This is a genomic window from Mesorhizobium loti R88b (assembly GCF_013170845.1).
GTDB lineage: Bacteria > Pseudomonadota > Alphaproteobacteria > Rhizobiales > Rhizobiaceae > Mesorhizobium > Mesorhizobium loti_B.
In genome coordinates this window covers 2,545,151-2,565,753 of record NZ_CP033367.1, presented here as the reverse complement: position 1 = coordinate 2,565,753, position 20,603 = coordinate 2,545,151, and the positions used below count along the sequence as shown (strand labels likewise).

22 protein-coding genes are annotated in these 20,603 nt (G+C 62.7%); 12 read left to right on the top strand and 10 right to left on the bottom strand.

Going from position 1 to position 20,603, the window contains the following annotated elements; translation table 11 throughout:
- Window positions 1-558: a sugar O-acetyltransferase gene (locus tag EB235_RS12355; RefSeq protein ID WP_027030701.1), complete on the bottom strand. Its 558-nt coding sequence runs from the start codon at window positions 556-558 to the stop codon at window positions 1-3.
- A gap of 140 nt (window positions 559-698) precedes the next feature.
- On the opposite strand from EB235_RS12355, the gene EB235_RS12350 reads away from it, so the two are divergent.
- The 6 genes from EB235_RS12350 to EB235_RS12325 all read left to right on the top strand — a co-directional run bounded on the left by EB235_RS12350 (window position 699) and on the right by EB235_RS12325 (window position 6,801).
- On the top strand, window positions 699-1,160 hold the full coding sequence (locus EB235_RS12350) for a membrane protein (RefSeq protein WP_027030702.1): 462 nt from the start codon (window positions 699-701) through the stop codon (window positions 1,158-1,160).
- Entirely contained in the window at window positions 1,157-2,533 is a 1,377-nt protein-coding gene (locus EB235_RS12345) for an FAD-containing oxidoreductase (protein ID WP_027030703.1), read from the top strand. Before EB235_RS12350 ends, EB235_RS12345 begins: the two co-directional genes overlap by 4 nt.
- 111 nt (window positions 2,534-2,644) lie before the next feature.
- A complete protein-coding gene (locus EB235_RS12340) occupies window positions 2,645-3,820 on the top strand; it encodes an MFS transporter (RefSeq protein ID WP_027030704.1) in 1,176 nt (391 codons plus the stop codon).
- Window positions 3,821-3,932: 112 nt separating this feature from the next.
- Window positions 3,933-4,988 carry a succinylglutamate desuccinylase/aspartoacylase domain-containing protein gene (locus EB235_RS12335; protein ID WP_027030705.1) on the top strand — a complete coding sequence of 352 codons (1,056 nt, stop codon included), beginning with the start codon at window positions 3,933-3,935 and terminating at the stop codon, window positions 4,986-4,988.
- Between the two features lie 232 nt (window positions 4,989-5,220).
- The gene (locus EB235_RS12330) at window positions 5,221-6,336 is read left to right on the top strand and encodes a hypothetical protein (protein WP_027030706.1); all 1,116 of its coding nucleotides are present in this window, start codon (window positions 5,221-5,223) and stop codon (window positions 6,334-6,336) included.
- Between the two features lie 9 nt (window positions 6,337-6,345).
- Entirely contained in the window at window positions 6,346-6,801 is a 456-nt protein-coding gene (locus EB235_RS12325) for a hypothetical protein (protein ID WP_027030707.1), read from the top strand.
- A gap of 69 nt (window positions 6,802-6,870) precedes the next feature.
- Here EB235_RS12325 and EB235_RS12320 read toward each other — a convergent pair whose 3' ends face one another.
- A complete protein-coding gene (locus EB235_RS12320) occupies window positions 6,871-7,641 on the bottom strand; it encodes an isocitrate lyase/PEP mutase family protein (protein ID WP_027030708.1) in 771 nt (256 codons plus the stop codon).
- Window positions 7,642-7,961: 320 nt separating this feature from the next.
- Between EB235_RS12320 and EB235_RS12315 the strand changes: the two genes are divergently transcribed.
- Complete coding sequence (locus EB235_RS12315; RefSeq protein WP_027030709.1) at window positions 7,962-10,151, top strand: anthranilate synthase; 2,190 nt, start codon at window positions 7,962-7,964, stop codon at window positions 10,149-10,151.
- A gap of 5 nt (window positions 10,152-10,156) precedes the next feature.
- Complete coding sequence (locus tag EB235_RS12310; protein WP_051429663.1) at window positions 10,157-11,104, top strand: cation diffusion facilitator family transporter; 948 nt, start codon at window positions 10,157-10,159, stop codon at window positions 11,102-11,104.
- Between the two features lie 141 nt (window positions 11,105-11,245).
- Here EB235_RS12310 and EB235_RS12305 read toward each other — a convergent pair whose 3' ends face one another.
- Together EB235_RS12305 and EB235_RS12300 are read right to left on the bottom strand one after the other, a co-directional pair.
- Window positions 11,246-11,452, bottom strand: coding sequence for an antitoxin (locus tag EB235_RS12305; RefSeq protein ID WP_027030711.1), 207 nt, complete (start codon window positions 11,450-11,452; stop codon window positions 11,246-11,248).
- A gap of 20 nt (window positions 11,453-11,472) precedes the next feature.
- A complete protein-coding gene (locus tag EB235_RS12300) occupies window positions 11,473-12,576 on the bottom strand; it encodes a hypothetical protein (protein WP_027030712.1) in 1,104 nt (367 codons plus the stop codon).
- 97 nt (window positions 12,577-12,673) lie between these two features.
- Here EB235_RS12300 and EB235_RS12295 point away from each other — a divergent pair, with 97 nt between their 5' ends.
- The 4 genes from EB235_RS12295 to EB235_RS12280 all read left to right on the top strand — a co-directional run bounded on the left by EB235_RS12295 (window position 12,674) and on the right by EB235_RS12280 (window position 15,491).
- On the top strand, window positions 12,674-13,111 hold the full coding sequence (locus EB235_RS12295; RefSeq protein WP_027030713.1) for a DsrE family protein: 438 nt from the start codon (window positions 12,674-12,676) through the stop codon (window positions 13,109-13,111).
- A 63-nt stretch (window positions 13,112-13,174) separates the two neighbouring features.
- A complete protein-coding gene (locus EB235_RS12290) occupies window positions 13,175-13,951 on the top strand; it encodes an SDR family NAD(P)-dependent oxidoreductase (RefSeq protein ID WP_027030714.1) in 777 nt (258 codons plus the stop codon).
- Window positions 13,952-14,014: 63 nt separating this feature from the next.
- Window positions 14,015-14,323: a putative quinol monooxygenase gene (locus tag EB235_RS12285; protein WP_027030715.1), complete on the top strand. Its 309-nt coding sequence runs from the start codon at window positions 14,015-14,017 to the stop codon at window positions 14,321-14,323.
- A gap of 67 nt (window positions 14,324-14,390) precedes the next feature.
- Window positions 14,391-15,491: an AbrB family transcriptional regulator gene (locus tag EB235_RS12280; RefSeq protein ID WP_027030716.1), complete on the top strand. Its 1,101-nt coding sequence runs from the start codon at window positions 14,391-14,393 to the stop codon at window positions 15,489-15,491.
- Window positions 15,492-15,515: 24 nt separating this feature from the next.
- On the opposite strand, the gene EB235_RS12275 is transcribed toward EB235_RS12280, so the two are convergent.
- The 6 genes from EB235_RS12275 to EB235_RS12250 all read right to left on the bottom strand — a co-directional run bounded on the left by EB235_RS12275 (window position 15,516) and on the right by EB235_RS12250 (window position 20,472).
- A complete protein-coding gene (locus EB235_RS12275; RefSeq protein WP_027030717.1) occupies window positions 15,516-16,595 on the bottom strand; it encodes a siderophore-interacting protein in 1,080 nt (359 codons plus the stop codon).
- Window positions 16,596-16,748: 153 nt separating this feature from the next.
- Window positions 16,749-18,029, bottom strand: a complete 1,281-nt coding sequence (locus EB235_RS12270) for an MFS transporter (protein WP_032925527.1) — start codon at window positions 18,027-18,029, stop codon at window positions 16,749-16,751.
- Window positions 18,026-18,355 carry a hypothetical protein gene (locus tag EB235_RS12265; RefSeq protein WP_027030718.1) on the bottom strand — a complete coding sequence of 110 codons (330 nt, stop codon included), beginning with the start codon at window positions 18,353-18,355 and terminating at the stop codon, window positions 18,026-18,028. Before EB235_RS12265 ends, EB235_RS12270 begins: the two co-directional genes overlap by 4 nt.
- Window position 18,356: 1 nt before the next feature.
- Complete coding sequence (locus EB235_RS12260) at window positions 18,357-18,920, bottom strand: cysteine hydrolase family protein (protein WP_027030719.1); 564 nt, start codon at window positions 18,918-18,920, stop codon at window positions 18,357-18,359.
- 47 nt (window positions 18,921-18,967) lie between these two features.
- Window positions 18,968-19,429: a MarR family winged helix-turn-helix transcriptional regulator gene (locus tag EB235_RS12255; RefSeq protein WP_027030720.1), complete on the bottom strand. Its 462-nt coding sequence runs from the start codon at window positions 19,427-19,429 to the stop codon at window positions 18,968-18,970.
- A gap of 155 nt (window positions 19,430-19,584) precedes the next feature.
- A complete protein-coding gene (locus EB235_RS12250; RefSeq protein WP_027030721.1) occupies window positions 19,585-20,472 on the bottom strand; it encodes a LysR family transcriptional regulator in 888 nt (295 codons plus the stop codon).
- Window positions 20,473-20,603: the final 131 nt, after the last annotated feature.

Sequence of the window (20,603 nt, the reverse complement as noted above, 5' to 3'; positions counted from 1 at the left end):
TCAACGGCGCTTGACCGGTCGCGCCGGATTGCCAACCACCGTGGTGTTGGCAGGCACGTCGCGCGTCACCACGGCACCGGCGCCGACAATGGCGCCCTCGCCGATGCTGACACCGCCAAGGATGATGGCGCTGCCGCCGATCCAGGCATTGGCGCCGATTTCGACCGGCCTGGCGATCTCGAGTCCCGCCTGCCGTCCCGCCGCTTCCTTGTGGTGCTCGGCGCAATAGATCTGCACATTGGGGCCAAGCAGCGTTCTCTTGCCGATGCGCACGCTTGCCGTGTCGAGGACGGTGCAGCCGGCATTGAGAAAGACGCCGTCGCCGAGAAAGATATTGAAGCCATAGGCGCAGTGGAACGGCGCCTCGATACGGGCGCCCTCGCCCGCGCCGCCGAGCAATGCCTTCAGGCCCGGCCCGAGATTGCCGCGCTGCCTTGGCGGCAAGGAATTGTGCTCGAACACTGCGTCGCGCGCGGTGACGCGCAAGACCTCCAACTCGTCATCGAGGCAAGTGTACCATTCGCCGGCCGCCATCTTCGTGCGCTCGTTTCCAGCCATGGCGGGGTCTCCAATTGACGTCATCGCAAAGCACAATAGCGGCCGGCGGAAAGCGCCGACGCGAGTAGTGGCCAAATACCGGACCTATGGTAGCTTGCCTTTTCAGGGCTGTCCTGGCCCGGGATCGAGGGGGATCAACCATGCTCTATCTCTTTGCACTTCTGATCGGCGTCATTGCCGGCCTTCGTGCCATGACCGCGCCGGCCGCCGTTGCGTGGGGCGCGTATCTCGGCTGGCTGCCTGTTGCCGGCACCTGGGCCAGCTTCATGAGCCATTGGGCCGCTGTCGGCATCTTCACCATCCTGGCCATCGTCGAGCTGGTCACAGACCAGTTGCCGTCGACACCAAGCCGCAAGGTGCCGCAGCAGTTCGGCGCCCGCATCCTGCTTGGCGCCTTCAGCGGCGCGGTGATCGGCGCCTCGGGCGGCGCCACCATCGGCGGTCTGATTGCTGGCGCCATCGGCGCGGTCATCGGCACGCTGGGCGGTGCTGAAGCGCGCGGCAGGATGGCGGCCGCTTTCGGCAAGGATCCGCCCGCCGCCTTCATCGAGGACGCAGTAGCGATCATCGGCGGCCTGCTGATCGTGGCTGCGGTGGCATGACGGCCAAAACCTTCGACGCCATAATCATCGGCGCCGGACAGGCCGGTTCTCCCTTGGCCGGACGGCTGACTTCAGCCGGCATGAGCGTGGCGCTGATTGAGCGCAAGCTGGTCGGCGGCACCTGCGTCAACACCGGCTGCATGCCGACCAAGACCATGGTCGCCAGCGCCTATGCCGCGCATCTGGCGCGGCGCGCCGCCGACTATGGCGTGACGTTTTCTGGCCCGGTCGGCGTCGACTATGCCAGGATCAAGGCGCGCAAGGACAAGGTGACCAACGACGCCCGCGGCAATCTGGAGACCTGGATCGCCGGGATGAAGGGCTGCACCCTCTATCGCGGCCATGCGCGCTTCGAATCCGCCAACACGGTGCGCGTCGGCGATGATCTGCTGACCGCCGAAAAGATCTTCCTCAACACCGGCGGCCGCGCCTCGGTGCCAGACCTGCCCGGCATTAATGACATCGACTATTTGACCAACTCGTCGATGATGGATCTCGACGTTCTGCCGCGCCATCTCGTCGTTGTCGGCGGCAGCTACATCTCGCTCGAATTCGCGCAGATGTTCCGCCGCTTCGGCAGCGAAGTCACCGTCATCGAAAAGAGCCGACGCCTGACCGGCCGCGAAGACGAGGACGTCTCGGCCGCCATCCAGTCGATCCTCGAAAACGAAGGCATTGCAGTCCATGTCGGTGCCGATGATATCGGCTTCGCCAGACAGGGCCACGATATCGCCGTGACCTTCTCCGCCGGCAAGCCGCCGGCCGTTGGCTCACATGTGCTGCTGGCGCTCGGCCGGACCCCCAACACCGACGATCTCGGCCTCGACAAAGCCGGCGTCGAAGTCGACAAGCGCGGCTTCGTCTCTGTCGATGACCAGTTGCGCACCAGCGTGCCCGGCATCTGGGCGATGGGCGACTGCAACGGCAAGGGCGCCTTCACCCACACCTCCTACAACGACTATGAGATCGTCGCCGCAAACCTGCTCGACAATGATCCCCGCAAGGTCAGCGACCGCATAGAGAGCTATGGCCTGTTCATCGATCCGCCGCTCGGCCGCTGCGGCATGACCGAGGCGTCCGTGAAAAGGTCCGGCCGCCGCGCACTGGTCGGCCAACGGCCAATGACCCGTGTCGGCCGCGCCGTGGAAAAAGGCGAGACGCAAGGCTTCATGAAGATCCTCGTCGATGCCGACACCAGGGAAATCCTCGGCTGTTCGGTGCTCGGCCCCGGCGGCGACGAAACGGTGCATTGCGTGCTCGATTTGATGTACGCCAAGGCGCCGGTCGACACACTGGCGCGCGCCGTCCATATCCATCCGACCGTCTCGGAGCTGCTGCCCACGATTGCCCAGGAACTGAAACCGCTGGTCTAAGGCACGTGAAGCTCTGGACTTTCTGCATTGGTGCATTGCAGCAATGTGTATTGCGCATGGCTCAACTCATCGTTCAATCTCGAAATTGAACCGATTCAGTCTGGACGCTCCATGCCTTTGCCGATCCTTGCGCTTGCCATTGCGTCCTTCTGCATCGGCACCACCGAATTCGTCATCATGGGCCTGCTGCCCGAGGTCGCAGCGGACCTCCGCGTATCGATCCCGTCAGCCGGATTGCTGGTCACCGGCTATGCGTTGGGCGTGGTCTTCGGCGCCCCGATCGTCGCCATGGCCACCGCGCATCTGCCGCGCAAGCCGGTGCTGGTCGGGCTTACCGCTTCGTTTGTAGTCGGCAATCTGTTTTGCGCCATCGCACCTGACTATTGGACGCTGATGGCCGCGCGCGTCTTCACCGCCTTCGGCCACGGCGCTTTCTTCGGCATCGGCTCGGTGGTTGCGGCGAGCCTGGTGCCGCGCAACAAGCGCGCGAGCGCCATGGCTATGATGTTTGCCGGCCTGACGCTTTCGAACATTCTGGGCGTTCCTGCCGGCACAGCACTTGGCGAAGCCTTCGGCTGGCGCTCCACATTCATCGCCGTGGTCGGCATCGGCCTGATTTCGGTCGCGGCAATCGCCTGGCTGGTGCCGTCTAATGTCGCTGAACCGAGCGGCGGCGGCCTGCGCGGCGAGTTGCGCGTGCTGGGCAAATTGCAGGTCTGGCTGGCGATGCTGATCGCCTCGCTGGCCTCGGCCAGCCTGTTTGCGGTCTTCACCTACATCAAGCCATACCTCACCGACGTCTCCGGCCTGTCGACCTCTGATGTCACCTGGGTGCTGTTGCTGTTCGGCGCCGGCATGACCATCGGCAACATTATCGGTGGCCGACTGGCGGACTGGAAGCTGATGCCGACGGTCATCGGCACGCTGCTGCTGATGGCGGTGCTATTCGTCGGTTTCATGCAGTTCGGCGCCATCGCAAGTGTGGCCATCGGCATCGTCTTCCTCTGGGGCCTGCTGATCTTCGTCGTCGTGCCGCCGCTGCAGATTCGCGTCGTCGAGGCGGCCTCGGAAGGACCGAACCTTGCCGCGACGCTGAACCAGGGCGCCTTCAATGTCGGCAATGCCAGTGGCGCCTGGATCGGCGGCGTGGCGCTTTCGGCCGGCGTTTCCTACGCCCACCTGCCACTGGTCGGCGCGGTACTCGCCTTGCTGGCGGTCACCGTGGCGGTGCTGTCGCAGGCGCTGGACCGGCGCGCGCCTGTCCCGCTTCAGGCTGCCGCGGAGTAGACGTCTCTTCGTCAACGGGACAGAAATCTTGCGCCCATAGCGCGGCAAGCTGGACCAATCGACATCTGCGTCCTCAAATGGGCATGTCTCGTCGCTGTTGAGGGAGGAAGTCATGCAAAAATCCATCGAACGCATCGCCGGTGACAGCGAGGGCGTTTCCTACGAATTCCCGGTGTTCCGCTTCACAGGCGGCGACAAGGCAGCACCCTCGGCCTATCTGCAGGCGGCACTTCATGCCGGCGAACTGCCAGGCGTCGTCGCCATCGACGCGTTGATGCCGGCGCTGAACAAGGCGCAAGCCGAAGGCCGCATCAAGGGCAACATCACCATCGTGCCCTGGGCCAACCCGATCGGCCGCGCGCAATATCATTTCGGCGAGCACCAGGGCCGCTTTCATCTGGGCACCCGCACCAACTTCAACAGAAGCTTTCCGCTGCTTGCCGCGCCTGACGTCAAGCTCTTGCCCGATACGACCTTTGGCGGCGCCGACCAGCGGCTGAAATCGCGTCTCGTGCAGCTGTCGCTCGGCCACGACATCGTGCTCGACCTGCATTGCGACGACGAGGGCCTCGCCTATCTCTACATCCACACCAGCCTGTGGCCGGCCATGGCCGATTGCGCTGCCGCCATGGGCATCGATGCCGTGGTGCTGTGGAGCGAAGATGCCGACGGCACTTTCGAGGGCGCCTCGATCATGCCCTATCAGAACGCTCCCGCCGACGTGGCGAAGTTCGATCGCCGCGTCGCCACCACGGTCGAATATCGCGGCATCCTCGATGTCGATGGCTCCCTGGCCAAAGCCGACGCCGAAGGCCTATACCGGCTTCTGGTGGCGCGCGGCGTGATCACCGACAGCGCGCTGCCCGCACCCGGCCCTTTCAAGGGCGTCGTCGCCCCGTTGGAAAACATCGACATGATGCCTGCGCACCGGGCGGGTGCCGTGCTCTACGATGTCAAGCCCGGCGACCGCGTCGCCAGGGGCGATCGCCTTGCCACCATCGTTCACGCACCGGGTGAAGCCGATGGCCGCGCGGAAGTGTTCGCGCCGCAGGACGGCATCATCCTGACCCGCCGCTCGCGCCGCATCATCCGCGCCGGCGAGGATCTGCTGAAGCTGGTCGGCGACCGGAAGAGTGCCGATGCCAGGTCAGGCACGCTGGAGGATTGATAGTTCGCGATCGCCTGTAAGTTTCGCTTTATTTGTGACGCTTGTGATACGAATATTTCGTGAGACGCCGCTAGAGTTGTGAACCCGTCTGCTATGCGACCGCGCCGAGGCGCTGGGCGGGACGCGTTAGTAATCCATCGGCTATCAGCATTCTGGGTAGATGCCGAAGGCTACGGTGTTGTTCTATTTGGTGCTCAGCGGCTAAAAGAATGAAGCACTTTGGGGGACGGAATTGAACGCTTCGCGATTACTTGAGATTGTCGACCTGATTATAGCCCATGAAGATGAGGCCGCCACCGAAAGTCGGCTCAGCGACGTGTCATCGGCTTTAGGGCAACTTGTCTCATCGCCAGCCGAACCCTCCTACCAGCAGAGCCTATCAAGCTCGATTGAGAAGCTAAAAGAGGCGCTTGATCTGTTTATTCGGACCTTCCAACCGGCTCAGGTAAAACTCTTGGAGGAGATTGGCGCAGGTCCCTACTTTGTGGAAGACATCGCGGGCGAAATTCAAAGATGGATGTCTGATGGTCCCGCCACGCCTGCCGTTGCCCAGGACAAGCTAGCAAAACTTATAAAGATTCGGTCGGCTTTTATCTCCGAAATTAAGAGCCTTAGGGCATCATTACTAACTATCGGTATAAAGAAAGATGAACTAGAGCCAGGGCAAGCTGAGGTTGGCTTCCTTCTGCCTCGTGACTTGTTTGAAAATCATCTTGATAAACTTATTGATGAACTTAGATTCATTAAGAGAGCTGTTCGAGCGTTTTCTGAGGCGGCAACAGGATCTGCTGAGCCAATTGAGGTCCGCCAAATTTCGACAACAGACCCTCAATTCTTTTTCGGACTTTCCACAGCGACCATCGCACTGCTCGGATTGGCTGTGAATTGGGCATTAAGCACCTGGAGACAGGTGGAAGATATCCGCAGGATACGCGCTGAGACCGAAAAGATTGCGGCTTTCAAGGAAGACCCAATAGCGGAGTTGTTCGACGCAAAGATCAATAAGGTTGTTGGTGCATCCATCGATGCGAAGGTCCAAGAGATATTGGATAAGGTCGATGGAAGGGACGGTCGCAAGCACGAGCAGGCCACGGATCTGAAATGGGCGCTGGAATCAATTCTGGCTCGTGTCGAACGCGGAATGACCGTTGAAATTCGTCTGCTTCCACCAGCAATTTCAGATGGAGGTGATGACGCCGCAGCCGCTAAAATCCAATTTGACGATCTGAAGCAAGTTGCTGATCAGCTCGTATTTCCTAAAATGGCGGGTGATCCAGTCTTGGCATTACCACCTGTCGAGAGACAGCCGCAAAAGCAGGGGCGCCGCGCGCCAGAGGCCTCAGGCTGAGGCCACCCCATGCATCCCCGCCATTTCTTAGAAGACTTTGTAGAGCCGTCCGTCAACGAATGGGCGATTCAACCACTGAGCGCTCGGCACGCGATAATTGCGTTAGGTGAAATTGATAATCTAGCCGAACACTTCATTCAACACATCAATCCAACGGTGCAAAGAATCGGCCCGGAGCGGGATGCTCTCGGGTTCGCTTTACATGAGTTGGCTATCGCGCGAGACGTGCATGACACCCATAAGCATGGAGCGCTAAGCAGAAAGACGGCGACAATCACTCAGGGCCAAAAACCCAAGAAAAGTCGGCGTGGCGGGGCATTCTCGGATGGTTTTAGTTCGGGCTTCGACATCGGCACGCCTGCTCTTGTGGTGACAGACGATAACCAGCAAACGCACTACGTGGATGATGTTATCGAGAAGGCCATGGAATACTGGCGGGTTGAGATTGCGAAACTCATTTCTTAAGCGAGGCGATCTGCCGCGCAAATGCGCTAGCGGTTTTCTTGGCAGCGCCACTTTAGCTGCATAGTTTGACTAACCAGAAATCGCCAGCCGTGCCTTCGCCTCCAGCCATTCCGCCATCTGCCGATACGGCACAGGACCATGGCTCACACGGGCGACGCCGAGTTCGGCCAGCCGCTGGCGCGGCGGCACATGCGCCAGCGCGATGATGTTGACCGGCAGGTTCGTCGACTTGCAGAGCGTCTCGATCAGCCCCTCGTTGCCAAGACCCGGCGCGAAAAAGCCGCTTGCGCCTGCCTTTTCATATGCCTGCGCCCGCTCGATGGCCTGGTCGAGCAACTCGTCGTCATGCGCATCCGGCTTCGCCTTGAGGAAAATGTCGGTGCGGGCGTTGATAAAGGCCGGGATGCCGGAAGCCTTGACGGCAGCGGCGGCGGCTTCGATGCGTGTGACCTGGACGTCGATGTCGTGCAGGCCGCTGCCGCCGACAATCTGGTCTTCGAAATTGAAACCAATGGCGCCGGCACGCAACGCCAGCGTCACCGTGCGCGCAACGAATTCCGGATCGACGCCGTAGCCGCCCTCGAGGTCCATGGTCACCGGCAGGTCGACCGCACCGACGATGCGCTTGATGTTGTCGAGCGCCAATTCCAGCGGGATCTTCTCGCCATCGGCGTAGCCGAAGGCGGCCGCGACCGGCCAGCTTCCGGTGGCGATCGCCTTGGCGCCCGCTTTCTCGACGATCTTGGCCGAACCCGGATCCCAGGCATTGTAGAGAACGATCGGGTTGCCCTTGACGTGGAGGGCATGGAACGTCCGCGCGCGCTCGGCCTGATCGGTCATTGCTGTTTTCCCGTCTTTGGTTGTCGGAAGCCTAGCCTAGTCCGGACCACCCGCCCTGGCGATGTGCCATGAACCCCGGAAGCGACAGCCACCGGACAGACCTTTTCAAACCTGTTGCGCATCCGGGTTTTCGCCGCTATGGATTTCGCCATGAACATGCGTTCGACCAAGACCATTTGGTGGTGGGCCTGCTGACAGCGGCCTGTTCGAACGCGCGTGCGTGAAAGAGAGGGTGGCCGCAACGGAAAGTCCGGGCGGCCATTTGTTTTTTAAAAAGCCAGTCCCGGGTCCGTTGCCCAACAAGCCAGATGGAGACGGCAATGACGATGAAGGTTCTGGAAAACGGCGCTGAAAGCTTCGTGACCGAGGGTGGCATCACCATCACCCGCGAGCGCCACGACCGGCCCTATGCGGGTGCGATCGACACCTATGTCGACGGCTTGAATTCCCGCCGGGGAGCCGTGTTTTCCTCCAATTACGAATATCCCGGCCGCTACACGCGCTGGGACACCGCCATCATCGATCCGCCTTTGGTGATCTCAGCGCGTGGCCGTGCCATGCGCATCGAGGCGCTGAACCGCCGCGGCGAGGCGCTGTTGCCGGTCATCGGCAAGACGCTGGGTGGCCTTGCCGACATCACCATCGCCGAGACGTCGAAGACACTGATCCGCCTCGACGTCGCCAAGCCCGGCCGTGTCTTCACCGAGGAGGAGCGCAGCCGCGTCCCTTCGGTGTTTACCGTGCTGCGCGCCATCACCGCTTTGTTCAAAACCGCTGAAGACGCCAATCTCGGCCTCTACGGCGCCTTTGGCTACGACCTCGCCTTCCAGTTCGACCCGGTCGACTACAAGCTCGAGCGCAAGCCGAGCCAGCGCGACCTGGTGCTGTTCCTGCCCGACGAGATCCTGGTCGTCGACCATTATTCGGCGAAGGCCTGGACCGACCGCTACGACTATTCAGGCGAGGGTTTTTCCACCGAAGGCCTGGCCCGCGACGAGATCGCCGAGCCTTTCAAGACCCCCGACCGCATCCCGCCGCGCGGTGACCATGAGCCCGGCGAATATGCCAATCTGGTGCGCAAGGCGATGGATAGTTTCAAGCGCGGCGACCTGTTCGAGGTCGTGCCCGGGCAGATGTTTTACGAGCGCTGCGAGACGCAGCCGTCCGAGATCTCGCGCAAGCTGAAATCGATCAACCCCTCGCCCTATTCCTTCTTCATCAATCTGGGCGAAGGCGAATATCTGATCGGCGCTTCGCCCGAGATGTTCGTGCGCGTCAACGGCCGCCGGGTCGAGACCTGCCCGATCTCCGGCACCATCAAGCGCGGCGACGACGCGATTTCCGACAGCGAGCAGATCCTGAAGCTGCTCAACTCCAAGAAGGACGAATCCGAGCTGACCATGTGCTCGGACGTCGACCGCAACGACAAGTCGCGCGTCTGCGAGCCGGGCTCGGTGCGTGTCATCGGCCGCCGCCAGATCGAGATGTATTCTCGGCTTATCCACACCGTCGACCACATCGAGGGCCGCCTGCGCGAAGGCATGGATGCCTTCGACGCCTTTCTCTCACATGCCTGGGCGGTCACCGTCACGGGCGCGCCAAAACTGTGGGCCATGCGCTTCATCGAGCAGAACGAGAAGAGCCCGCGCGCCTGGTATGGCGGCGCCATCGGCATGGTCAACTTCAACGGCGACATGAACACCGGCCTGACGCTGCGCACCATCCGCATCAAGGACGGCATCGCTGAGGTGCGCGCCGGCGCCACATTGCTCTTCGACAGCATTCCCGAGGAAGAAGAAGCCGAAACCGAATTGAAGGCATCCGCCATGCTCTCCGCCATCCGCGACGCCAAGACCGGCAATTCCGCCAGCACCGAGCGCACCACCGCGCGTGTTGGCGACGGCGTCAACATCCTGCTGGTCGACCATGAAGACTCCTTCGTCCACACGCTGGCCAATTATTTCCGCCAGACCGGCGCCAATGTCTCGACCGTGCGCACGCCGGTGCCGGATGAAGTGTTCGACCGGCTGAAGCCCGACCTCGTCGTGCTGTCGCCCGGCCCCGGCACGCCGAAGGATTTCGATTGCGCCGCGACCATTAAGAAGGCTCGTGCCCGCGATCTGCCGATCTTCGGCGTCTGCCTTGGCCTGCAGGCACTGGCCGAGGCCTATGGCGGCGAGCTCAGGCAATTGCATGTGCCTATGCACGGCAAGCCGTCGCGCATCCGCGTCTCCAAGCCGGGCATCATCTTCTCCGGCCTGCCCAAGGAAGTCACCGTCGGCCGCTACCATTCGATCTTCGCCGATCCGGTGCGCCTGCCCGATGATTTCATTGTCACGGCCGAGACGGAGGACGGCGTCATCATGGCCTTCGAACACCGCAAAGAGCCGATCGCCGCCGTGCAGTTCCACCCGGAATCGATCATGACGCTCGGCCACAATGCCGGCATGCGCATCATCGAGAACATCGTTGCCCATTTGCCGCGCAAGGCCAAGGAAAAGGCAGCCTGAGCTCGATGGCCGAAGCCGAGAACACAATGGCGATCGCGGCCAAGGCGGCCGCGAAGCGCAAGGTCGCCAACCTTGCCTTCTGGTCGATCATCATTGCCGCCGTCGTGCTCGGCCTGAAACTCGCCGCCTGGTACATCACCGGCTCCGTCGCGCTCTATTCGGACGCGCTGGAATCGATCGTCAACGTCATTGCCTCGGGCGCCGCCTTCTGGGCCATCCAGGTCAGCTACAAGCCGGCCGACCAGGATCACCCGTTCGGCCACCACAAGGCCGAGTATTTCTCGGCCGTGCTCGAAGGCGTGCTGATCGTGCTCGCCGCGCTTTTGATCCTCAACGAGGTCTGGCGCTCCTGGCAAACACCAGCGCCCATCGAAAAGCCCTGGAACGGTCTTGCCGTCAACGGCATCGCCACCGCCATCAATGCCTTCTGGGCCTGGACGCTGGTCCGCGCCGGCAGGGCCGCGAAATCGCCGGCGCTGGTCGCCGACGGCAATCACATCATGACCGACGTGGTGACCTCGATCGGCGTCTTCGGCGGCCTGGTTGGGGCGATCCTGACCGGCTGGCAGATCCTCGACCCGGCGCTCGCCGTCATCGTCGCGCTCAACATCCTGTGGCAGGGCTGGCACGTCATCGGCTCGTCCATGAACGGGCTGATGGACCGCGCCGTCGATACCGCCGAACACATGCGTATCCGCGACATCATCTCGGCCAACTGCAAGGGCGCGATGGAGGTGCATGACCTCAAGACCCGCATCGCCGGCCGCGCCACTTTCATCGAGTTCCATCTGGTCGTCGATGCCGACATGACGGTCGGCGCCAGCCATGTCATCTGTGACCGCATCGAGGACGCGCTGAGGGCCGAAATCCCCTCCGTGCGCGTCACCATCCATGTCGAGCCGGACGACGAGGCCAAGCTGCCCAAGGGCACGACGGCGGTGCCGTTTGCTTGAGACGATTTTCCCGTCACGATCTTGGTAATTAGCCGAAGACTCTCGACTTCGTCATCCACGGCCGGAGCAGAAGCGAAGCGACGCAGACCATAGGGTGACGAAAGGCGTACCCCGAAAACTTCAGCGCCGAGTAATTCGTCGCTATCGGCCGTCTAAGGCCGCCTCGACAAAATCATCGTCAAGCGGTCCAGTCAGACGGTCGAGCCAGTCCCAATCCTGCGCAAGCGGTTCGAGAACGACCGCTCGGCCCTCGCGGCGGATTGAAACCTCGCTGGTTTCGAAACGATATTTCTTCGGCAGGCGTACCGCTTGCGATCGGCCAGACCAAAAGACCTTCGCCTTATCCATTTGCGCTCCTCCATCCGAGCTCAAGGCGCGCAGGCCGATTGCGGCATTGGCTCCAGTCGATAGACCTTGTCGTCCGACTTCGTCTTGCCGTCGGCGGCCTTGGAGCACAGATCAACGATCGCCACGCTGCTGTTGGGATTGGCCAGCATCATCGTGCCGTTCGCGCCACGCTTGAGGAAGATTTCCTTCTGCGCGATGTCGCAGGAGAAATTGCTCATCTTCGCACTCGCGGCACAACGCCACTGGTCGGCCTCGCCCTGGCAGGAATAGGTCTGCGTGACCTTAGCCCCCTTCTTCCGCGTCGTGACCGAGACGGCGATGTCGGCGCCGTCAGGCCAATTCGCCTTGTCACCGTCAGCAGCGAAGGATGCGAGCTCGATCGGGCCGCGGAAGACGCGGATGGATTGGGTCATCTGGTTAGGATGCGACTTCAGATGCGCATCGTCATAGTCGCGCCCATAGCAGAAGGGCTGGTCGGGCTTCAGCCGCACGCGCAACGGATCCCCAAGCGCCGGATCGATCGGATCGATGCGCGCGAACTCCGCCTTGCAGGTGTCGGCCGGCATCGGGTCGAGCTTGAAATTGTCGTCCTCGCTGCCGAGCTGCTGCCTGGCATATTCCGCCTTGCTCATCGACTCCGATGCATCGGGATCGAGATAGACGTCCGGCGACAGGCCTGAGATCAGAAGCTTGCCCTTGTCGTCGACCTTCAGAGAGGCAAGCGAACGGTCGCAATCCATGCCGCAGCCTATACCGCTCGAAGGGTCGCTCGGATCGCTCTTGTTGCACCAGCTGCTCGCCCATTCCGGCTTCTTGGCGCCGCGCACCGTGGTGGTGAGAAAACCATTGTAGGACGTGTCCTGGTTGGCGGGCGGTTCCTCATTCGGCCGGCTCACCGGGTCATGGCCATAGTAGAAGAAGATCCGCGCCACCTTTTGCTTCGGATGCGCCTTGAGATGGGCCGCGTCATAGACCCGGCCGAAACAGGCGTCGGCCCCGTTCGGGCTGAGCTCCTTGAGTTTGAGCGCGTCGGCGGCGACGGCTGTGCCTGCCAGCAAACCAAGCAGCGCAAAGCCAAACCCGGCGCCGGCAATTGTCTTCCATTCCCCTGCCCTGAACGTCATGTGACCTCTCCTCCGCATCGACAGGACGTAACGTCAATTTATGCTAGTATTGCGGCCAGAGCCACGCAAATCGCAGTGAAATCCGAGGAGGGATGCCATGCGCCGGCGCGACATGTTCCGCGCGGTTCTTGCCGGAACCGGAACGTTTCTTGGCCTGCGGGCTGTGCAGGCAGCGGCCACGGAGCCTGCCAGGCTGAAGGTGGCCTATCACCTCAGCGATGTCGACAAGGTCAATTTTGTGCTCGGCAACATCAAGAACCATTATGAGGGCACCGGCGGCAATGTCGACATCGTGCTGGTCGTCCATGGCCCGGCCCTGGCCAGCTTCAAGTCGAAGGGCATATCGGCAGCCATCTCCGGCCGCTTCGCCGGCCTGGTGCAGCAAGGGCTCGAGCCGCAGGCCTGCGGCAACACCATGCGGGGCATGGACATTTCACTCACCGACCTGCTCGACGGCTTCCATGCCGCCGACAAGGGCGGTGTCGTCAAGCTCGCCGAACTGCAAAGCCAGGGCTATGCCTATCTCCGGCCATAGTGCACAGTCTTGACCAAGCGGCTGGGAACAGCCGATCTCGTTGAAATCTCCGGAGAAACAACAGTGCCAGCCACCCTCACCATCCCTGATCTCGCCGGCAAGGCGGTTCTGGTCACCGGCGCCTCGACCGGCATCGGCGCGGCGCTCGCGCTCGCCTATGCCGCGCAGAAATCCAGGGTGGCGCTGCACTACAATTCGAGCCGCGACGCCGCCGAGAAGCTCGGCAAGACGATTGCCGACGGTGGCGGCGAGGTCTTTCTGGTCCAAGGTGATTTTTCGGTTGCCGCCGATGTCGAGCGTGTCGTCGAGGAGAGTGCCTCGACATTCGGCCGCCTCGATGGGCTGGTCAACAATGCCGGCGGCATGCTCGGCCGCGTGCCCTATGCCGAGCAGACCGAGGCGCATTACGACGCGGTGATGGACCTCAACGCGCGCTCGGTGCTGACCGCCTCGCGCAAGGCCATACCGTGGCTGAAGAAGCAGGGCGGCTTCATCGTCAACACCTCGTCGATCGCCGCGCGCAATGGCGCCGGCGGCGGCGCGGGTCTCTATGGCTCGGCCAAGGCCTTCGTCTCCAATGTCACGCGTGGCATGGCCAAGGAGCTGATCGGCTTCGGCATCCGCGTCAATGCTGTGGCGCCCGGCACGATTCTCACGCCCTTCCATGAGCGCTATTCGACCGCCGAACAGATCATGGGCATGGTCGCCACCATTCCGCAGGGGCGCGCTGGCACCGCCGAAGACTGCGTTGGGGCCTATCTCTTCCTCTCGTCCGATCTATTGAGCGGCTACATCACCGGCCAGGTGATCGAGGTGAATGGCGGCCAGTTGATGCCGTGACCGGGCAATTGCATACTGGTGACCCATATACTCTTGTCGGAGACTTCAAAGGGAGGCGAAGGAATGTATGGACTGATCGGCAAGATGCGGGCGGCGCGCGGCCAGCGCGACGCGGTCATGGACGTGCTGCGTGACAGCACCGGCGCCCTGCCGGGTTGCCTGAGCTATATCATCGCCACCGATCCGGCCGATGCCGATGCGATCTGGGTCACCGAAGTGTGGACCGACGCCGAAAGCCACAAGACGTCGCTGCAGCTTCCCGAAGTCCAGGCGGCCATCGCGAAAGCCCGCCCCTTCATCGCCGGCTTCGAGTTCCAGGTTGAGACCCACCCTGTCGGCGGTTTCGGCTTGGCTAACGGCAAGACGGGCTGATATCTGCGAGCAGCTTTTTCAGCGCGGCGGGGTCCGCATCGCCCCGCTTCGCGTCTAAGACCGAAAGATGGATTCCTCGGCCCAGCAGCCCCCCGATCAGCCCGCCACCGAGCGTATGGCGCGGATGCACAAGCCTTGGCAATGGCTGGTCCTGCTCACCATTTCGGTCCTGTTTGCCGGCGCGCTCGAACTTGCCGCCTTGCCGGCGGCACTGCTGATCGGACCGATGCTGGCAGCGATCGTCGCCGGCACCAACGGCGCCACGGTGCGGGTGCCGCGCCTTCTATTCGGCTCCGCCCAGGCCATTGTCGGCTGCCTCGTCGCCGCCTCGATCTCGGCTGACATCTTTCCCGTCTTCTACCGGGAATGGCCGCTGTTCCTGGGCGTGGTGATCGCCACCGTCGCGGCCTCCAGCCTGCTCGGCTGGCTGATCAGCCGCTGGCGCATCCTACCCGGCACCACCGCCGTCTGGGGCTCGTCACCGGGTGCGGCCACCGCCATGGTGCTGATGGCCGGCGCCTTTGGCGCCGACCAGCGGCTCGTTGCCTTCATGCAGTATCTGCGTGTCATCTTCGTGTCGATGACGGCGGCCATCGTCGCCAAGATGTGGGTCGACACATCAGGCATCGAAGTCCCGCCCATCATCTGGTTTCCGCCGATAGACATGCAAGCTTTCGCCGCAACCATCGGCATCGCCTTGGTCGGCGGGCTGGCGGGCAGACTGTGCCGCCTGCCCTCGCCCTTCTTCCTCGGCACCTTCATCTTCGGCGCTGTCATCCATCTCGGCCTTGGTGTCGAGATGCAGTTGCCGCCCTGGCTCCTGGCAGTCAGCTACGCCATGGTAGGCTGGTCGATCGGGCTGAATTTCACCAGGCCGATCCTGCGCCATGCGACGCGCGCACTGCCGCAGATCGTCGCCTCGATCGTGGCGCTGATCGCCTTCTGTGGCGGACTCGCCTTCCTGATCAGCCATCTGCTCGGCATCGACCCGCTGACCGCCTATCTGGCAACCAGCCCCGGCGGCATGGACAGTGTCGCCATCATCGCCGCCGCGGCGCAGAACGTCGACATCTCCTTCGTCATGGCGCTGCAATCGGCGCGCTTCCTGATCGTGCTGCTGGTCGGCCCAAGCGTCGCCCGGCTGGTGGCGAGAAGTATCAGGGACTGACACGGGTCAGTGCCTTAGGTGCCATTATTCCTCGCCGCCGCCGTTCTCGCCTAGCGCGCCGCGGCGCCAATAGGCGGTGACCAGATGCTTGTCGCGTGGCAGGCCCCATTCCTTGCGGACGATCTTGCGGATCTCGCGGAAGTCGGCGAACTCGCATCCGGCCCAGACAACGAGGCCATCCGCGAGTGCAGCGTGGCTGCGCTCTCGCAGGGCGGCTGGTAGCAATCCGGCGGTACCGGCCTCGCGGCCATGCCGGTAGAGCCAGGTGATGTCGATGTTCCCGCCTTGCGGCAGCGCGATGCGGTCATCCGGACCATCGACCTCGATGAGTGCCTCGGCGCGGGTTGACTGCGGCAGGTGCTCAAGGATCCTGCCGATGGCAGGCAGCGCCGTATCGTCGCCGACGAGAAGCAGGATCCGCCCCTCCGGCGCCTCGCCGCCGCCGGGTCCGATCATGCCGATGACATCTCCCGCCCGAGCATTCTGCGCGAAGATTGCGGCCGGCGTATCCTGGCCGGGATGCAGCACGAAATCGACATCGAGCCAGCCGCTTGCGGCGTCTATCGCCCGGATCGTGTAGACCCGCACGGTGAGCGCGTCCTCGCCGGCAGGCCAGACCAGCAGGCCGTCAACGCCCATAGACGGCCAGACCGGCCGCCGGCCACGCGGCGGCAACAGCAGCCGCATGTGCAGGCCGCCATGGATGAAACGGTCGAGGTCCGTGCCGGCGAAGCGCAGGCGCTGCATGTGCGGTGAAATCCGCCTCGACCACATCACCGTGATCTCGCGGAAGAAGATCGGTGTGCCGGCATCCGCGCCATCGCCTTGCCAGCGCAATCCGCTGCTGGTGCCGAGATGCTGCGCGACATGGCCGGCAACCGTCATCTTCATGTAGGAAAGGCAGGTCTCATCTATTGCCGCAACGCGGATCAGCATGTCGTCGCCCTCAAGCGTGGCGCTCAACGACCCATAATACAGACGAAGCTCCCATCGATCGGCAGCGCCGGTTTCGACCTCGCATTCGCCGTGCTCGTCGCGCAGGCGCTCGATCGCCGACCTGATTGCCTCATCGCTGATGCGGGTCTGCGCGCTCAACTGGTCCATCGCTGAAATCCTTCGATAGCGTTCAAACGAAGCCACCGAAAGATCCTGGCCGCGTCGCCGTCATCGGGCATGCCACAGCGCCGCCGAGGTTTCCACAAGAAACTTGACTACATTAATCATATTTTTTCCGAACGTCGGAAAAGGCTGTCCGGCTTATGCTGACTCGACTTTGCCATCATCGAGATCGAAGCGGAGACGGCCTGCCTCAATCCGCAAACGCAAGTGGCGATACGTCGCGAGATAGCGAACCCCAACGATCGCTGCGGCAAAGCCGGCAATGGCGGCCACGCCAAGTGCCCAGCGTGGGCCGACATCATCGGCCACCCAGCCGATCACCGGTGCGCCGAGAGCAGTGCCGCCAAGCGTTATGGCCAGCACAATCGCCATCACGCGCCCACGCATGGCAGCGTCGGTGGACAGCTGTACCAGACTGATCGTCGAGGTTGTCATCGTCTGCGCCGAGACGCCGATGACGACGAGTGCGAGGCCGAACAGCCAGTAATTGGGCATGATCACGGCCAGGCCAAAGCCGACGCCAAAGATCGCGGCGCCGGCCAGAAGAAACGCCAGGCGGGGCTGCTCGCGCCGAGCGGCCAACAATGCGCCGCTGACCGATCCGATCGCCATGGTCGACGTCAACAACCCGTACTGGCTGGCGCCTGCGTGAAAGACGGAAACGGACATGGTCGAGATAAAGATCGGAAAGTTGAGCCCGAACGTGCCGATCAGGAAAAGCATCAGAAGGATGGCTTTGAGATCGGGGCGCTTCCACACATACGCAAAGCCCTCGGCAAGGCTCCCGGGGCTGCGCTGTGCCTTGTCTTTCAGGTGGAGATCACCGACACGCAGCAAGCCAAGCGAGGCAAGGACGGCGGCAAACGACGCGGCGTTGATCAGGAAGACCCAGCCGGAACCGACGGAAGCGATGAGGACGCCGGCGACAGCAGGCCCGATCATGCGCGCGACATTGAATGAGGTGGAATTCAGCGCCACCGCGTTCGACAGGTCTTTCTCACCGACAAGATCCGAGACGAATGTCTGGCGCGTCGGCGAATCGAACGCGGTCGTGCAGCCAAGCAGGAAGGCGAACACATAGACGTGCCACAACTGCACGAGCCCCGCGACGGTGAGCAGGCCGAGGCCGAGCGCAAGCAGGCCCATGGTGGCTTGGGTGGCGAGTAGCAGCTTGCGCCGATCGAGATGATCAGCGGCAAAACCCGTCCATGGCAGCAAAAGGATCTGCGGCGCGAATTGCAGCGCCATCACCACGCCCATGGCGGTGGCGTTGTTGTGGGTCATTTGGGTCAGCACCAACCAATCCTGCGCGGTGCGCTGCATCCAGGTTCCGACATTGGACACGATCGCGCCGCCGGCCCAGATTCGGTAGTTGAAATTAGCCAGTGACCGGAACGTGCCTTTTGCCGGGCCGCTCATCCATCGACCGGAAAGTTGCCGCCGTTGAAGCGGCCGAACATGCGTGCCATCGCCACCCCCATGAGGAGGGTGCCCAGCCCCAGCGAGACGACGTCAGCCGTGGATCGCACGTCGAAATCGCCAACACGGAGCACCAGGAGATAGCCGATCGCCAGGTTCAGAAATCCCCACAGAACGTTCACGGTCGAGGAGGATTGCCCCTGGCCGCGCGGCTTGGCGAAGGGGCTTTGAAAAGGCCGCCCCATCACGCCGCTGACGAAATGCGGCACGGCGTTCGCCAGTACGGCGCCACCGAATAGATAGGACACATAGTCGAGCCATTGCATGTCAGGCGCTCCTGTTTTCGAGCAGATCGATGATCTCCCGCGTCGTGCCGCTTTCGCCCAACCGCGGGAAAATATGGGCGATGCTGTGGGTGTGGGCATCGAGGTTCATATCGGTCATGGCATCCAGCGCCAGCGTAACGTTGAACCCGAGATCGCGGGCATGGCGGGCTGTCGCTTCGACGCCCATGCAAGTTGAGACGCCGGCGATCACCACCTGGGTGACGCCTTCGCCTTTCAGCCAGGCTTCGAGATCGGTATTGACGAAGGCGTCCACCGTGCGTTTGGTGACGATGTGGTCCCCTGGCTGCTGCTTCAATTCGGGCAGAAGATCAGCCCAGCCGGCGGGAAATTCCCGCACGCGAGGCGCCTGCTCCGTGCGGCCCGGAGGCGCACCGGCAACGTTGACGAGGACGACCGGCAAGCCGCGGCCGCGGAACGCATCGGCGAGCGCGCTGGCCCGCTGCACGATGTCGCCGATCGGATGGACACTGGGCAGCGAAACAATGCCCTTTTGCAGGTCGATGACGACGAGTGCCGTCTTCGAGTCAAGCGCGGTGACTGCCATTATACGTTTCCTTTCGGCGATCGAAGGGCGGCGCGGATATTGAAGGGTCAGAAGTCGGCGAGCCGTTTCAACAATTCGATGGCGCCTGCGAGTTGTCCCTGCTCCTCCCGATCAAGCTTCGTCTGGATGGCGCGGAACAACCAATCCTGTCGGGCAGCTCGCCCGGCCGCGATCATGTCCCGGCAGGCTGATGTGAGCGACAGGATGGTCTGCCGGCCGTCGGCCGGATCCGGCGCACCTTCCACCAGACCCGCCACTTGCAGCGCTGAAACAATGGCGCCCATCGATTGCGGGCGCATATCCAGGCCACGCGCCAGCGTTGTCACCGTCGCCGGCCCCTCCCGGTCAAGATGCAGCACCACCGACTTCTGCGACGTGGTGAGGTCGCCATCATCAGCCTGTTCACGCAGGCGCCGGATCAGCCTGCCGGCGACAACCCGAAGCTCGGCCGCCAAAGCCATCGCACGCATAGTTTCGGGGTCGTTCTGCGGAGGCGCTTGATCCTTCATGGCTGCCTTGTAGCATATGTGAAGGTAAACTTCAAAGTTTAGCTTCACATTCAGCAATCACAAGGCCGTGACCCCTGGCCGGCCGAAGGCCGTGACCCTGGCTGGCCGGAGGCCGTGGCACCCTGGCCGGCCGGAGGCCGCAACCGCTGGCCGGCTTATCGTGGTGCGGCAAGGCGTTCGGGAAGGAAATCGACGAAGACGCGCACCTTTGGCGACAAGTGGCGATTGGAGGGCCACAGCATCCGGAACTGGCCGCGGCCGTCGACATGATCGTCCAGCACGAGGCGCAGCTTTCGCTCGTGCAGCGCTTCGCGCACCAGGAAATCGGGCATGCAAGCGATACCGAGGCCGGCGATCGTGGCTCCCTTCAACGCTTCCATGTTGTTGCAGGTCAGCATCGAGCGGATCTGTGGTTCGGCGCTTCCGGTCATGAACGGCCACTCCAGCAGCCTGCCGCTGTTGAGAAAGCGGAAGTTTATGCCGAAATGCCTGATGAGATCCGCAGGCACGCCGGGAGTGCCATGGCGGTCGAGATAGGACGGTGCGGCGCACAAAAGCATGCGAAAGGGCGCAACCGGTCTCGATACCAGGCGTGAATTGGCCAGCTCGCCACTTCGAATTGCAACGTCGATGCCCTCTTCAATGACGTCGACGATGCGATCGTTGAAATCGATGTCGAGCTCGATCTCGGGATAGCGCTCCATGAACTCCGACAGCACCGGCAAAAGCAGATGGTAGGTGACGATCGGGGTCGAGACGCGCAGCCGGCCGTGCGGCGTTTCCCGCGTTCGCGACAGCATCGCCTCGGCGTCGTCGATGTCGTCGAGGATGCGCCGCACCCGCTCGTTGAACAGCCTGCCCTCTTCGGTCAGGCCGATGCGTCGCGTGCTGCGCTGCAGAAGCCGCACGCCGAGCTCCTGCTCGAGCCTGGCGACACTCTTGCCCACGGCGGAAGCGGAAATGCCGAGCGCCCGCCCGGCGGCCATGAAGCTGCCGAGCTCGGCGGTGCGGGCGAAGGCCAGGAGACCATTGAGACGATCCATCGCATGTCCATTCGAGCGTTTCAGTCCGGTATATCAGGAGATATAGCACTATTTTTCCGGAAAAGCCGCCGACCTATCTTGTCGTTACAGCCGGCGTCGCGATCCAGGCGGCATGCCGGCCGATACTGCTT